The sequence below is a fragment of the Tenacibaculum sp. FZY0031 genome, from assembly GCF_036350695.1.
Lineage (GTDB): Bacteria > Bacteroidota > Bacteroidia > Flavobacteriales > Flavobacteriaceae > Polaribacter.
In genome coordinates this window covers 261,152-274,266 of sequence record NZ_JAZDVY010000001.1, presented here as the reverse complement: position 1 = coordinate 274,266, position 13,115 = coordinate 261,152, and the positions used below count along the sequence as shown (strand labels likewise).

Genomic DNA, 13,115 nt, shown 5'->3' with positions numbered 1-13,115 from the left:
TTACGATATGACACATATAAATAGTTCTTTTTTAGAAGACCATTATTCTAAAATTAAAGAAGATTCTATATCTGGAAGATGGATTACATTAACCGATATAGAACCTTTGTATTTAGGCTTACAAAACTCGGCAATTCAAACAAAAATTATTGGAGAATCTGAAGAAGGAAGAGCCATTTACCAAGTAAAACTAGGAAACGGTAAAAAGAAAATTCTTGTTTGGAGCCAAATGCATGGAAATGAAAGCACAGGAACCAAAGCAGTATTTGATTTTTTAAATTTCATTCAGCGTTATGCCAACCATGAAATAACGAAATCTATTTTAAATAATTGTAGTATTACTATAGTTCCCATGTTAAATCCAGACGGAGCACAAGCCTATACCCGTGTCAATGCTAACAATATAGATTTAAATAGAGATGCCGTTGCGTTAAAAGCTAGAGAAAGTAAGCTTTTACGCAGTATTTTAGAAGAAGTAAACCCTGAATTTTGTTTCAACCTTCATGATCAAAGAACCATTTTTGGTGTTGAAGGAACCAAAAATCCCGCAACAATTTCTTTTTTAGCACCCTCAGAAGAGGAAAAAAGAACAATTACTGAAGGGCGAAAAGAAACGATGAATGTAATTGTTGTTATGAACGATTTACTACAAGAAATTATACCCAATCACGTAGGGCGTTACACAGACGAATTTTATCCTACAGCCACTGGGGATAATTTTCAAAAATTAGGACATAATACCATATTAATTGAAGCGGGGCATTTTGCGAATGATTACGACAGGGAAGAGGTTAGGAAATTTAATTTTTACGCGCTATTACAGGGAATACACCACATTTCGCAGACAGAAAACTTTAAAGAGTTTGAAAAATATTTAGCTATTCCTAACAATATCAAGAACTTCTACGACGTGATTTATCGATCAAAAAATAATGAAAAAGATGTTGCTTATCAGTATGTAGAAAGTGTAGAAAATGATAAATTTGCACTCGTTTTAACAAAGGAAAAAGAAGGGGACTTATCTATGTATTTAGCCCATAAAGAATTCATAAAAATTAGTTAAAAATTCTTTTTCTTTCAAATAAAACTTATTTTTTTTAGAAAAAAACTATATTTTAGCAATATTACTTGAAGAAAACAAAAAAATGAAGAAGTTCATACTAGATGAAATTGATCATCAAATTTTAGACATTTTAATTGAGAATGCTCGTACGCCATTTACAGACATAGCCAAAAAGCTATTAGTATCGGCTGGAACAATACATGTACGTGTAAAGAAAATGGAAGACGAAGGAATAATTCAAGGATCTACCTTAACCTTGAATTATGAAAAAATGGGATATTCGTTTATTGCTCATGTTGGAATTTTTTTAGAAAAAACATCAATGACGCAACATGTGCTCGATAACTTGCGTTTAATCCCAAACGTAACTGTAGCATACGTAACTGCAGGAAAATATAATATTTTCTGTAAGGTTCGTGCTAAAAATACGAATGATGCTAAAGACATTATTTATAGAATAGATGATATTCATGGGGTGAATAGAACGGAAACAATGATTGCCCTTGAAGAAAGCATCAATGATAAAAAACGTTTAATGCACGCTATTTTTAAAGATATTTAAAAACTATTTTTATAAAAGAATAAAAAAGGGCTGCATAAAAAATATGCAGCCCTTTTTATTTGATGGTTTAATGAGTTAACTTTTTCTAAGATATTAGTTTTTGGTTAGTTTATTTTAAGTTTTCAAATTCTTCTTTAGAAATTTCTCCCGAGTTAATTTTTCTTAACTCTTCCATTTTAGATAAGATATACTCATGTAAGCCCGCATCAATATCGTCTGGTTTTTGTAAATCTTGACGTAATGCTCCTGGCAATACATAATTATCGTAGTAGTAAAAGAAATTATAATCAAAACTACTTACAGATAAATTATAATCTCCTAATAAGTATCCTAAACGGAAAGCCGAACGACGTTGAGCCGGAGTACCGTGATGTCCAGAACTAGTTGTGTTGTAATCACCAATAGAAGCTGCAAAATTATAGGCTGGAGCCGCTTGTGTCCAAGTAGCATTGTATCCATTCGGTTTTTTAATATAATATCCCGCAAAACCATCTGCTTCTAATTCTGTTGCTCTTGCAGTGCTTTCTCTTCTCGAAGGTAAGTTGTTTTGATATTGTAATTGGTGTCCTACCTCATGAGCTTGAACCATCGCACAAGAAATTCTTCCTCCTTGGCTTAATGCCATGTTATAAAGCTCTTCACCATAAATAATATAACCACTACCGTACGAAATAGCATTGGCAGTTCCTGAACCTTTTGCAAAGTATAAAGGTATGGTATTGATGTTAAAAACATCTGCGATTTTAACATTCTGGTTATTTAAGAAATTTGTTTCAGATTGATTTACAATAGTTGAACCAATGTAGGCGTTTTGACCCCAGTAGCTATCTATATAACTACAAACTTCATGAGAATGGGTGTCAAATAATTTAGCATTTTGATTTTCAACAGGGTTTGTGTCGTTATCACTACAGCTAACCATTAATACGGCTGCTGCTGCTAATATGAAGGGTTTTAAATTTTTCATTTTTCTTTGATTTAAATCATAATAAAAAGTTAATTCATTAAACAATCAATAACCTAAGCGTTAAAATGATAAAAATATTGCCCTTCACTTAAATAAAAATGAACTGTATTATATTGTTAATTGTTTCATGTTAAACTAATCAATTGATAATAAAGAGGTTATATGTATATTCTTTTTATAAACTCCAACCAAACTTTTCAAAAATAATTCTCCAATCTTTGGGGAAATCTGCTATCATTAACATTTTTTTAGTTGAATAGGGGTGAGTAAACTCCAGAGAATACGCATGTAAAAAAAGATTTTCACAATTAAAATTAGCAACGAACATTGTATTGTGATTTTTATCTCCATATTTGGGATCTCCAATTAATGGGTGGCTAATTTTGTTCATGTGAATTCGCAACTGATGTAACCTTCCTGTTTTAGGAGCTAATTTTACCAAACTATACCTAGATGTATCATAGGGCTTTACAGGAATATCTACTGTAACCGTATTTATTGTGTTTACATGTGTTTCTGCATCTCTATGCACATTGGCATCCCTTCCTTTTACAGGAGAATCTATAATCTTAGCTTCAGGAGCATGACCTCTTACAACTCCATAATACGTTTTTTGTATCTCATTATTGGTAAATAGCTCTTGAAACTTGGCGACAAAACTAGTTTCTTTTGCAAGCAGTATAATTCCAGATGTTTTTCTATCAAGACGATGAATTGGATACATTTTTTGATGGAATTGCTGCTGAATTATTTGTAATAAGGAAGCTTCTTCAGCAACATTTCTAGAATGATGCGCGTGGTGTACAACTACATTATTAGGTTTTGATACACAAAGTACATATTCATCTTCGTAAATAACATCTAACTTCATTATACTATTCATTTATTGGCGTTAGCTTAGTAAAATTTAATAAGACCAAAGATACGATACCACATATAAAAAAACCTATAAAAAGGGGTAGAGTAGTGGTTTTGATATAAGTACCTATAAACGTAGCAATTGGTACTGCCATAATGGTAGATACGAATCCGTTAATTGCAGCTCCAATCCCTGCTATATGTCCTACAGGTTGCATAGCCAAAGCTCTGAGGTTTCCAAATAAAAAACCAATTGAAAAAAATTGCAAGGCAAAGAATATTAGTAGTATAGCAATACTTGGATTTTCTTTTTGATAAAATAGCGTTACATAAATAATAGGAACTATTGAAAAAATTATTAGAAAGAACGATACGATTTTATGCATCCCAAACTTCATTACAAACGAGCCATTTAAAAAAGTAGCAAAGCCAACAGAAATAGACAAACCAGCAAATATGTAAGGAAATTCATCCACCAATAAATACTGTTCTTGAAAAATTTGTTGTGAAGCACTTAAATACACCATAAATGATCCTGTAATAAAACCAGATATTAATGTAAAAATAACAGCTTGTTTGTGTTTTATAAATTCTTTTGAACCGTCTAAAAATAAACGAAAAGCAAATTTAATTCTATTTTCTTCTCGAAGTGTTTCAGGTTGACGTTTCCACAGCCAAAACATAACGATTATACCAAATATTAATTGACTGTAAAATATCGATCTCCAACCGTAAGCATCTAACATTAATTTACCTATTGCTGGAGCGACTACCGGAACTAAAATGAAAATCACGACAATAAACGACATAATTTTAGCCATATAGTTACCACTAAAGCTATCACGAACCATCGCAATGCTTATAGTTCTTGGAGCAGAAAGTCCAATACCTTGTAAAATCCTACCTAAAACCATCATTTCTAAACTAGTAGCGCTAACACAAATAAAACTAGCGATTACAAAAAGTATAAAACCGCCGTAAATAACTGGTTTTCTGCCTAAACTATCGGAAATAGGACCAGAAATTAACTGACCAAAGCCCAAACCTAAAAAAATCATGGTGACTAATAATTGACTGTCATGTGATTCTTGTTGAACACGAATACTAATACCTATTTGTTCTAAAGCGGGAAGTAATGCATCTATAGATAAAGCAACTAACGACATTAGAGAGGCCATTAAAGCAATGAACTCTAATTTTGATTGATTGTTTTTTTGCATTGGGCAAAAATACTGCCTTTATTTTAGTTAGAAGTATGGAATAAAATAAAAAAGGCTGTTTATATAACAGCCTTAAACAAACAATATCATAACTTATAAGTCTAATAAAAAGACGCTGTTAAGAATAAAATTGTAGTGAAACAAAAAAATGTAAAAAGTGAAGGGGCTCTCTTTTATTCTATAAACAGCGTCGTATACTATATACATCTTACAGTGTATAGAACAGTTATATTTAAAATAACCCTACTTTTTTTGTTAATTTTTTTTTAAATTTTTATGTTTTCTAATAAAAATATTAGTTTTTGAACTTTGTCTTTTTGTTGAATAGTTAGCCTTTTCCCTTGAAACATAAGGGTTGTATTAGGAAGGTCTCTAGTTAATTTTTCTTTTGTAGTAAAATCAATTTTTTCTAATTCCTTTTTAATTTTTTCAACATCTTCAATTTTTATAGTATATACATGTACTCCTAATTTAGAAACATTTTTAAATCCTTGGTATAAAATTTTACCATCTTTAAATAAGTACATATCAAAAACGGGGCATTTACCTAAGCATTGAGTTTTTCCGTAGTATAAAAAAGCATTTTCTTTTTTGATGTTTTTTGAGCTTGAACATGTTACCAACATAACAGCCAACAGTAGTAAAAAAATAAATCTCATCATTTTATTTTAATAACAGTACTCTTAAAAATAAAGAACATTTTAAGAGTACTGAGTTGTTAAACTTAATGCCTTTTGCATTTTGTTTTCTGTGGATTTCCAAAAGAGTTGGCTTGTTTCCATGCTCCAGGTTTTGGTAGTTCAAAGGTAGCCGGACTTCCTTTTTTTCTAAGAGCCAGGTTTTTTCTTATATGATTTCTAAAACTAACTAGCTCCTCTCTGTGGTACATTAACAGTACTTTTTGCGCTGCTATAGTTTTTCCTTCAGGTTTTTCTTTTAATGTTGTAAAAGTGGCAAAAACTTCTGCAATATCTTCTCCTGGATTGGTAGAAGCATATTGAGTTACGTATCGCTCTTGATACTTTTCGTAGAATTTTTCTTGACTGGCTTCATCTTCCTTGGCTTCTTGATACTCACCCCAAACGTCATTCCAATACATAGAGTATAACTCGTTGATATACGATTTTTCAAAAGCACATCCTTCACCAGGGAAGTAGTTTTTACAATTTTCTTGAGTTACCGCTGCATCTAATTGGGTATTATTTAAAGTTAGTACATGTCCAAATTCATGAATAATAGTATAAGCTAATTCACCTCCAGCATTAAAACCTCCTTCATAAGCGTAGTTAATGGCAATTCCCATTTTCCAATCAGACAAATCTCTTTTAATTTCAATAACAAAACCAGCACTTCCGGTAACTTCGCCGTTGTAAATTAAAAATTCACTCATTTTTTTTAGTTGCTCTACAGGAACAATTTTTTTAACTAAGTCCCAAATTTCTTGATGCTTGGCAATATCTTTTTGATATTCTAAGTCTTTACCCGTTACTTTATAATCCTGAATTTTACTAATTTCATCTCCCGTTACTTTGTATAAAGTAATTTCACCCTCGCTACCTGTATCAGCAGCTTCATCTGAATCAGGAGTTTCATCTGATGCTTCGGTAGGATGGAATACAACTTCTTCGTCGTTACTACACGACAGATTTACCGCAAAAATTGATACAATAATCAAAGCAGGAACAACGAATTTTTTGATATTTCTCATATTTTTAATTTTTTAATAATTGATCATTTTTTTTTCCGCGGATATATTAGTTAAACAGAAATATTAAAAATTACCCTACCAAAATATCTTTCTAAAGAAGTAGAATGCTATCATATAATACTATCAAAACTTAGTAGTGATAAGGTATGAGTGAGAAGTGAAATTTGTTTTACTTTTTCAGGTTTAAAATACTCTATTTAACATAATATTAATTATAGTACACTTTTAATATTGGATTATCCAGTGGATAATTCAATATTAAAACAACATTTTGTTATAGATTTGTTATGTGTTACTACGTAGCTATAATTCCATATTATGTAGAATATCCCAGAAAGTCATACACCCACAATAAACTGTAGCACTTAAGTCATTAAACATTAGGCTTTTTAGTAATAATATAATTTTAATATTATGTACAATCCTTCAACATTTTTTAAATACGCGATTCTCAAGAAACTTTAGAACTACAAATTTGTAGCTATAATTAGCCATTATGTAAAATTGCCGCATCCAACTTTAAACACAATATTTTTTCGTTATCTTTTGACTATCATATAACTGTATTATAAGCTAGACTTTTTTAGAGCTTATTGTTCATTTTTTTGCTTGTCCAAAAAAACGAACCAAAAAAAGGACACTTCTTCAAGATATTTTTTAGCTAAAGCTAAAAACCGAATTATAATTCCTAAAATCTTTCCAAGGCTTCAAGATTTCTTGACGGAATTAAATTCTATATTGCGAAGAAGATTTAAAAAGCGCTGCTTTTAATCGCTAAATTGCCATCACTTCATTTGGATAAAAACGCAGACTCTATTTTACATAATATTATAAAACTAAACTTTTAGTTTAACAGTCATATTCTTTAAAGCATACTTTTCTAATTCTTCAATGAATTTGCTTGATATTTTAAAATCTTGTTTAGAGATTTTAATACTGCGTTGTGTGGTATCTAAATCGATGGATTATAGGTATAATTGATTGTTTCCTATTAAAAAATCAACCCCTTCCCTCCCATCGGTTTTGGGAGTTAATTCTATACTATGGCTTTTTAATTCTGATTTTAGAAACTTTAAAGCAATCATTTTGTAGAAACTAATAACTCTCTAATATCCACATCTAGGATTTCTGCAATTCTTTTTAAATCCTTTAGATGTGGTTGTGATTTATTATTGCAAAAAGCGGTTACAGACGTTGTACTTTTTCCCAATTCTTCCGCAAGCCAAACTTGCGATTTTCCTTGAATTGCTAATACTTCTTTTATTCTATTTATCCTCTCTATTACCATAATTATTTGATGTATTCCACCTTAAATATATAATACATACTTATTAAAATGCAAGTTTGAGTTAATTTTTAGCAATCCAATTAAAATCAGTCATTTAAGTATGGTTTTAAGAATGCTGTGTTATACTTAATGAAGGCATTAGTTTTCTATTTTTAATTTTAAGTCTTTACAAACTTCTTGGAATACCTTACAAGGCTCTACATCAATAGCTAATGCTATTAAATACAATTCATCAACTCTCAATTTAGTTTTCTTGTTATTCGCCAATTCACTAAGTCGAGTTTTACTTATCCCAGTCTTACGAGATACATCTGACCTGTTTACAGATTTCCTTGATAAATAAAGTCCTAAATCAGTCATTTTTGTCCGTTTTTATAAATATAAATTTACATAATCAGATAATTTATTCCGGTTTTCTAAACAATTAATTTTTATTTTATCCGAATTATGATATATTTGTTCTGAAAATCGGAATATTTAATCCTAAAACAAGAATAATGCCATACACGATTTACTACGTATTATGAAACTGCAAAATGAACTAATTGAAAATGCTAATAAAAAAATAAAAGAGGAGATTATTGATTTAAAAAAACGTATGCAGTATCAACCACTCAGAAGCAAAAAAACATAGGTTTCGTTATCAATTGTCTTGGCACACTAACAAGCTTAGAGAGTCTGGTAGTATATTGGAAAAACCTTCCTCAGGAAAATATAACTGTATTCAAAACAACCCGTTTGAAACGAGAAATAGATGAAGGAAATCTCAAAAAAACAAAAAAAGCCATTAGAAAACTAATGACTTATTTATTTACAAATATTTCCTTTAATTGTTTAATTACGTTTCCGTTTCCAGTAACTGTAATTTCTCCAATCTTATCAGCAATTTTTTCTACATACTCCATTTCTTTTAATTTAAACAACATTTCGTTGTCTTCCATTAATTTAGCAGTATTTAACAAGCTTCTTGTTGAAGCTGTTTCTTCTCTTCTAGTAATAATATTAGCTTGGGCTTTCTTTTGTGCTACCAATACCTGATTCATGATTTCTTTCATTTCTCCTGGTAAAATAACATCTCTGATTCCGCAACCTTGAATTACTACGCCTAATTTTTCAGCATTCACTTTTGTTTCTTCAAAAACTGCTGTAGAAACATCCTCTTTATTGGCTAATAATTCATCTAATGTGTAGTGTCCTACATATTTTCTCAATGCCAATTGCATGTTTACATACAATTGTTTTTCATAGTCTTTGTTAGCCAACAACGCTTTTTCAATAGCAGTTACATTGTATTGCGTATAAAAGTTAACTCTAACATTTGCTTTGTCTTTAGTTAATAATTCCTGTCCTGCAATTTCTAATTGTAATTGTCTGGTATCTACTTTTGCTATTTTAATAGTGGTTTCATTTTTCCAAAACCTATACGTCCCTCCTACCAATGTTTTTTGATAGGTATCATTCACTAACAACACCGCTTTTTCGTAGGCAGCAACTTCAAAAGTTCTAACATATTTGTTCACCTCATAATTATTGAATAAAGAAGCGTCAATTTTTTCAGTAATCTCAATCTTGCTTAGATCTATTTTTTGAAAGGTTCTAGTAATAAATCCTTTCCAAAAAACATGTCTTCCAGCAGTTAAAACTCTTTGAAAGTTGTTGTTTTCGTACATAAAAACTAACTCGTTGTCTTGTACATCAACAATTTCTAACATTGCTGCTAAAATTGTGTCTTGTAACAATACTTCTAAAGCTACTGATGTATAAAAATCTTTTGTTAAATCGTATACTGCCACTGTTTGATTAAATCCTAACCAATGTGTACCCGTTTTGATTACTTTTATGTAATCTCCTTTTTTAAATACCAATCCTACTTTTCCTTGATTAATTGTTATTCTTTTCATCATCTTTTTGTTTTTAATTGTTTATGCGTTGTTTTCTCACCCTAGAGAAATTTGTTTGTTTTTGTAAAAAGTACTGAATGTTAATGCTTATAAGCCCACGGAAATAATAAGATTGCATAGCTTTTGCATTGTTGTTTACTACATGGGTTATACTAATTAATACTATAACTGACATACTAAATTTCAATACATTGTTTATGTAATGGTTATCATTTCAAAGTACGTTTATAAGTGTTTATTTAAAAACTCATTAAACATTCAACACTTTTGGTTCATCAGTTTTACAAGGTGATGAGCTTCCTGATGACTTTTTTCAAGTCGTGAAGTCGGACTCGAACCGACATGCCGCTAGGCTTACCATAATTACTAGAACCGAAATCCAGTGCGTTTGACCACTCCGCCATATCCTTTCGGATAGTGGGATTCGAACCCACGAATTTTAAATATCTATTGTTCTATCCAGCTGAACTACATAACCTTTCAATTATGACGGGACTCGAACCCGCAACACATAGAGTGAGATTATTTTTTGGTGAATAATCAAAACCTTCAAGACCAGTTGCATATACAATTCTAATACAAATATTGTAAGAATGTATACAATGGTGCTATACAGAAACACGCAACAAGACTTGCTTGATATTTTTATCTATAATATGTAAATGAACTTTTATAACTACCTCATTAAACCCTTTGTTATCATGAGGCTTTTCATAGCAATTTTTATCTCACAGCAAACATCTTTTTCATAAGTACACTGCAAATATTACACTGTATTACGCAATGTTTTTGCGTACTAAAAATTATTCTTGCTTTTTCTTACTTTTTTTCTTCTTTTTCTTAGGAAGTTTATCCTCTACACGTTCTATATGTTCTCTTACAGTTCGCATATAGTCACTATTATACGTGTACTTTTTAGCAAGTTTTAAAGTTTGCAATGATTTTTTATACGCTTCTTTCTGTTCATATAATTGGGCTTTACCTGTATATAAAATTGCTTTATCGGAACCTTTTACGGTCAATGCGAAATCGATGAATCGTTCAGCTTCTTCATAGTCTTCATTCCATAATAACACATTAATATAATGCGGATATACGTTAAAAGCATACATGTTTTCTGCTAACGCCTCTGTATAATACAGTTTTGCTTTTTCAAAATCACCTAAGTGTTCTGCGTAAATGCGTCCCATTAAGCACAACGCTACTACATTTTTTTCTTCATAGGCCAAAGCATATGTCAATGCCTCCATGGTTTCTTCTAATTCATAAGGAAAAGCATCTAATGCTTTAAATATGTAATTGTTTGCTAATGTTTTCATCTTATTCTAATTGTTTACGCAAATCATTTTTTAATTGATTACGTGTTCTTTTAAATCTGTTTTTGTTGCTCTTAACTTTAAAATCAGTTCCAACAAATACTTGTACTGGATTTCCTCTTTCTAAATCTAAATGGTTTTCCCATTCTTGTTTTATGGTGCTTTGTAATTGATGTACATTATGATTTGCTATCAAGGTTTTTAAACGTTGTACAGCTATCTTTTTATTCTGATGCTGTGAACGACTTTCTGAAACCAATACTTGAATTCCTGTTGTGCTATGTTTTGCTCGTACAGCAGAGCTCACTTTGTTTACATGTTGCCCACCAGGTCCAGAACTTCTAATTGCCTGAAACTCGATGTCTTTTTCTTGTATGGTTAACTCATTATTATATTCCAATTCAAAACAACCTATAAACCAATTTTTACGTTTATGGTATTTTCTAAAGGTTGATTTTCCTACCCATTGAATAGTGCCCAACCAATCTTTTAAAAATAAAGACAGGTTATTTCCTTTGAGTTGAACACTTACTGATTGTATGGTGCCATTCTCTATTCCATTTTCTTTATGAAGAATGTCATACGTTATCTTATGTGCTACTACGGCTTTTATAAATGCTTTTAGCACTTTTGCTACTACCCAGCAACATTCCGAAGGTCCACGACCCGCTGTAAATTGTATTATTTTTATGTCCATTTTAATTTTCTATTCCTGTCATTAAGAGTGGAGCAAAGCAATCTGTCTATCGGTAAACAGATTGCTTCAGTTGTTATCTCTTTCAGAATGACGATTCTTTTTATTTATCCATTCGTACAATTTTCGGTGTAAAAGTCCCTAATACTTCAACTAACTCTTGTTGATTAGCCATTACTTTTTTGATATTTTTATACGCCATAGGTGCTTCATCTACTCCACCACCAATAAGCGTAACTTCATTCATTTTTAACTGATGTTTCATATCACTTTTAGTAAATTTTTCTTTACACGTTCTTCTTGAATGTTTTCTTCCTGCTCCGTGTGATGCCGATTGTAAACTCTCTTGGTTTCCTAAACCTCGAACAATGTATCCTGGTGCAGTCATAGACCCCGGAATTATACCCAATGCTCCTTTATTAGCGGGTGTTGCTCCTTTTCTATGTACAATACGCTCAATTCCGTTTACTTGTTCTTTCCACGCAAAATTGTGATGGTTTTCAATGATTGCTAAAGGTTTTACGCCTAGTAACTTCGCTATTCGTTTATGAATATTATCATGGCATGCCTTGGCGTAATCACCTGCCAAATTCATAGCTAGCCAATATTCTTGTCCGTCGTGCGTATCTAAATCTAACCATGCTAAATGTTGTACATTTTTAGGTAACGGACATTGTTTACTCGCTAAATAGGTATAGTGTTTTGCAATGTTTGCTCCCAATCCACGTGATCCACTATGTGTTAACAATCCCACATACTCTCCTACGGGCACATTAAATTCATTGTGTTCATCTGTTATGGTTACCATTCCGAACTCCACAAAGTGATTTCCACCTCCAGAAGTTCCTAATTGATTATATGCTTTTACTTTTAACCGTTTTAGTAAAGGGATGTCTTGGAATTCATTCCGTTCAAAAATTTCATGATCTTGTTTTTTATCATGTGTTTCATACATTCCAAACTTGGTATGTTCCTTCAAGATATTTTCTAATTGATGCTGCTTCCCTTTTAAATAAGAAGCGTTTATCGGAAAAATACTCAATGCCATTCTACAGCCAATGTCTACTCCTACCCCATACGGAATTACTGCATTTTCTGTAGCAAGCACGCTACCTATGGGTAATCCGTACCCAGAATGTGCATCAGGCATTAAAGCTCCTTGTACCGCAATTGGTAATTTTAAAGCATCGTACAACTGAAACTTAGCTTGTTCATCAATTTCATTTTCTCCATAAATTGAAAACGGAGCTCTTGTATTTCGCAATTCATGCATTTTAATTTCAACAGGCTTGGTTAAGCCCTCAGCAACTTTACCCCAAATAGCATTTCCTTGATATTTTTCTGGATAAAGCAATACATTTTTTGCTTCTTCTAAAATGCGTTCTTTCTTTTCTTTTTTTCTATATCGGTTGATTTGCCCTAAGGCAATATTTATACTATTATTTTTTGGAAAGCCTAATTTGATTAGATCTTTTCCTTTTAGTTTATTTCCCATGTTGAGACATTATAAGGTTGGGCACCAATGTTCTAATTAGTGC

At 31.4% G+C, this 13,115-nt stretch carries 13 protein-coding genes; 2 read left to right on the top strand and 11 right to left on the bottom strand.

The genetic code is table 11. From position 1 onward, the window contains the following. The first annotated feature begins 7 nt into the window (after window positions 1-7). Together V1T75_RS01280 and V1T75_RS01275 are read left to right on the top strand one after the other, a co-directional pair. The gene (locus V1T75_RS01280) at window positions 8-1,063 is read left to right on the top strand and encodes a M14 family zinc carboxypeptidase (RefSeq protein ID WP_330486747.1); all 1,056 of its coding nucleotides are present in this window, start codon (window positions 8-10) and stop codon (window positions 1,061-1,063) included. 82 nt (window positions 1,064-1,145) lie between these two features. Continuing rightward, window positions 1,146-1,625 carry an Lrp/AsnC family transcriptional regulator gene (locus V1T75_RS01275; RefSeq protein ID WP_047788824.1) on the top strand — a complete coding sequence of 160 codons (480 nt, stop codon included), beginning with the start codon at window positions 1,146-1,148 and terminating at the stop codon, window positions 1,623-1,625. Window positions 1,626-1,734: 109 nt separating this feature from the next. Here the strand turns inward: V1T75_RS01275 and V1T75_RS01270 are convergent, their stop codons facing one another. The 11 genes from V1T75_RS01270 to V1T75_RS01220 all read right to left on the bottom strand — a co-directional run bounded on the left by V1T75_RS01270 (window position 1,735) and on the right by V1T75_RS01220 (window position 13,072). Then, a complete protein-coding gene (locus V1T75_RS01270) occupies window positions 1,735-2,592 on the bottom strand; it encodes a metalloprotease (RefSeq protein WP_330486746.1) in 858 nt (285 codons plus the stop codon). Between the two features lie 175 nt (window positions 2,593-2,767). Beyond that, complete coding sequence (locus V1T75_RS01265) at window positions 2,768-3,475, bottom strand: pseudouridine synthase (protein WP_330486745.1); 708 nt, start codon at window positions 3,473-3,475, stop codon at window positions 2,768-2,770. Next, window positions 3,468-4,670, bottom strand: coding sequence for a multidrug effflux MFS transporter (locus V1T75_RS01260; RefSeq protein WP_330486744.1), 1,203 nt, complete (start codon window positions 4,668-4,670; stop codon window positions 3,468-3,470). The genes V1T75_RS01265 and V1T75_RS01260 overlap by 8 nt, the downstream gene beginning before the upstream one ends. A 266-nt stretch (window positions 4,671-4,936) precedes the next feature. After that, window positions 4,937-5,332, bottom strand: coding sequence for a DUF6438 domain-containing protein (locus tag V1T75_RS01255; RefSeq protein WP_330486743.1), 396 nt, complete (start codon window positions 5,330-5,332; stop codon window positions 4,937-4,939). A 62-nt stretch (window positions 5,333-5,394) separates the two neighbouring features. After that, window positions 5,395-6,378 carry a hypothetical protein gene (locus V1T75_RS01250; RefSeq protein WP_330486742.1) on the bottom strand — a complete coding sequence of 328 codons (984 nt, stop codon included), beginning with the start codon at window positions 6,376-6,378 and terminating at the stop codon, window positions 5,395-5,397. 1,081 nt (window positions 6,379-7,459) lie between these two features. Beyond that, on the bottom strand, window positions 7,460-7,666 hold the full coding sequence (locus tag V1T75_RS01245; RefSeq protein WP_330486741.1) for a helix-turn-helix transcriptional regulator: 207 nt from the start codon (window positions 7,664-7,666) through the stop codon (window positions 7,460-7,462). A 138-nt stretch (window positions 7,667-7,804) separates the two neighbouring features. Beyond that, entirely contained in the window at window positions 7,805-8,026 is a 222-nt protein-coding gene (locus V1T75_RS01240; protein WP_330486740.1) for a helix-turn-helix domain-containing protein, read from the bottom strand. A 443-nt stretch (window positions 8,027-8,469) separates the two neighbouring features. Further along, window positions 8,470-9,570 (bottom strand): slipin family protein, encoded by a 1,101-nt coding sequence (locus V1T75_RS01235; protein ID WP_330486739.1) that lies wholly within the window; start codon window positions 9,568-9,570, stop codon window positions 8,470-8,472. An 800-nt stretch (window positions 9,571-10,370) separates the two neighbouring features. Next, window positions 10,371-10,886, bottom strand: coding sequence for a tetratricopeptide repeat protein (locus tag V1T75_RS01230; RefSeq protein ID WP_330486738.1), 516 nt, complete (start codon window positions 10,884-10,886; stop codon window positions 10,371-10,373). Window position 10,887: 1 nt separating this feature from the next. Next, entirely contained in the window at window positions 10,888-11,580 is a 693-nt protein-coding gene (gene prfH, locus V1T75_RS01225; RefSeq protein ID WP_330486737.1) for a peptide chain release factor H, read from the bottom strand. A 100-nt stretch (window positions 11,581-11,680) separates the two neighbouring features. Further along, window positions 11,681-13,072, bottom strand: a complete 1,392-nt coding sequence (locus V1T75_RS01220) for an RtcB family protein (RefSeq protein ID WP_330486736.1) — start codon at window positions 13,070-13,072, stop codon at window positions 11,681-11,683. Between the last annotated feature and the right edge of the window lie 43 nt (window positions 13,073-13,115).

Excerpts from the sequence above, each read along its gene's own strand:
- V1T75_RS01275 (WP_047788824.1), top strand. The coding sequence starts at position 1,146 with ATGAAGAAGTTCATACTAGATGAAATTGATCATCAAATTTTAGACATT.
- V1T75_RS01230 (WP_330486738.1), bottom strand. The coding sequence starts at position 10,886 with ATGAAAACATTAGCAAACAATTACATATTTAAAGCATTAGATGCTTTT.
- V1T75_RS01250 (WP_330486742.1), bottom strand. The coding sequence starts at position 6,378 with ATGAGAAATATCAAAAAATTCGTTGTTCCTGCTTTGATTATTGTATCA.
- V1T75_RS01260 (WP_330486744.1), bottom strand. The coding sequence starts at position 4,670 with ATGCAAAAAAACAATCAATCAAAATTAGAGTTCATTGCTTTAATGGCC.
- V1T75_RS01255 (WP_330486743.1), bottom strand. The coding sequence starts at position 5,332 with ATGATGAGATTTATTTTTTTACTACTGTTGGCTGTTATGTTGGTAACA.
- V1T75_RS01270 (WP_330486746.1), bottom strand. The coding sequence starts at position 2,592 with ATGAAAAATTTAAAACCCTTCATATTAGCAGCAGCAGCCGTATTAATG.
- V1T75_RS01220 (WP_330486736.1), bottom strand. The coding sequence starts at position 13,072 with ATGGGAAATAAACTAAAAGGAAAAGATCTAATCAAATTAGGCTTTCCA.
- prfH (WP_330486737.1), bottom strand. The coding sequence starts at position 11,580 with ATGGACATAAAAATAATACAATTTACAGCGGGTCGTGGACCTTCGGAA.
- V1T75_RS01235 (WP_330486739.1), bottom strand. The coding sequence starts at position 9,570 with ATGATGAAAAGAATAACAATTAATCAAGGAAAAGTAGGATTGGTATTT.
- V1T75_RS01240 (WP_330486740.1), bottom strand. The coding sequence starts at position 8,026 with ATGACTGATTTAGGACTTTATTTATCAAGGAAATCTGTAAACAGGTCA.
- V1T75_RS01265 (WP_330486745.1), bottom strand. The coding sequence starts at position 3,475 with ATGAATAGTATAATGAAGTTAGATGTTATTTACGAAGATGAATATGTA.
- V1T75_RS01245 (WP_330486741.1), bottom strand. The coding sequence starts at position 7,666 with ATGGTAATAGAGAGGATAAATAGAATAAAAGAAGTATTAGCAATTCAA.
- V1T75_RS01280 (WP_330486747.1), top strand. The coding sequence starts at position 8 with ATGACACATATAAATAGTTCTTTTTTAGAAGACCATTATTCTAAAATT.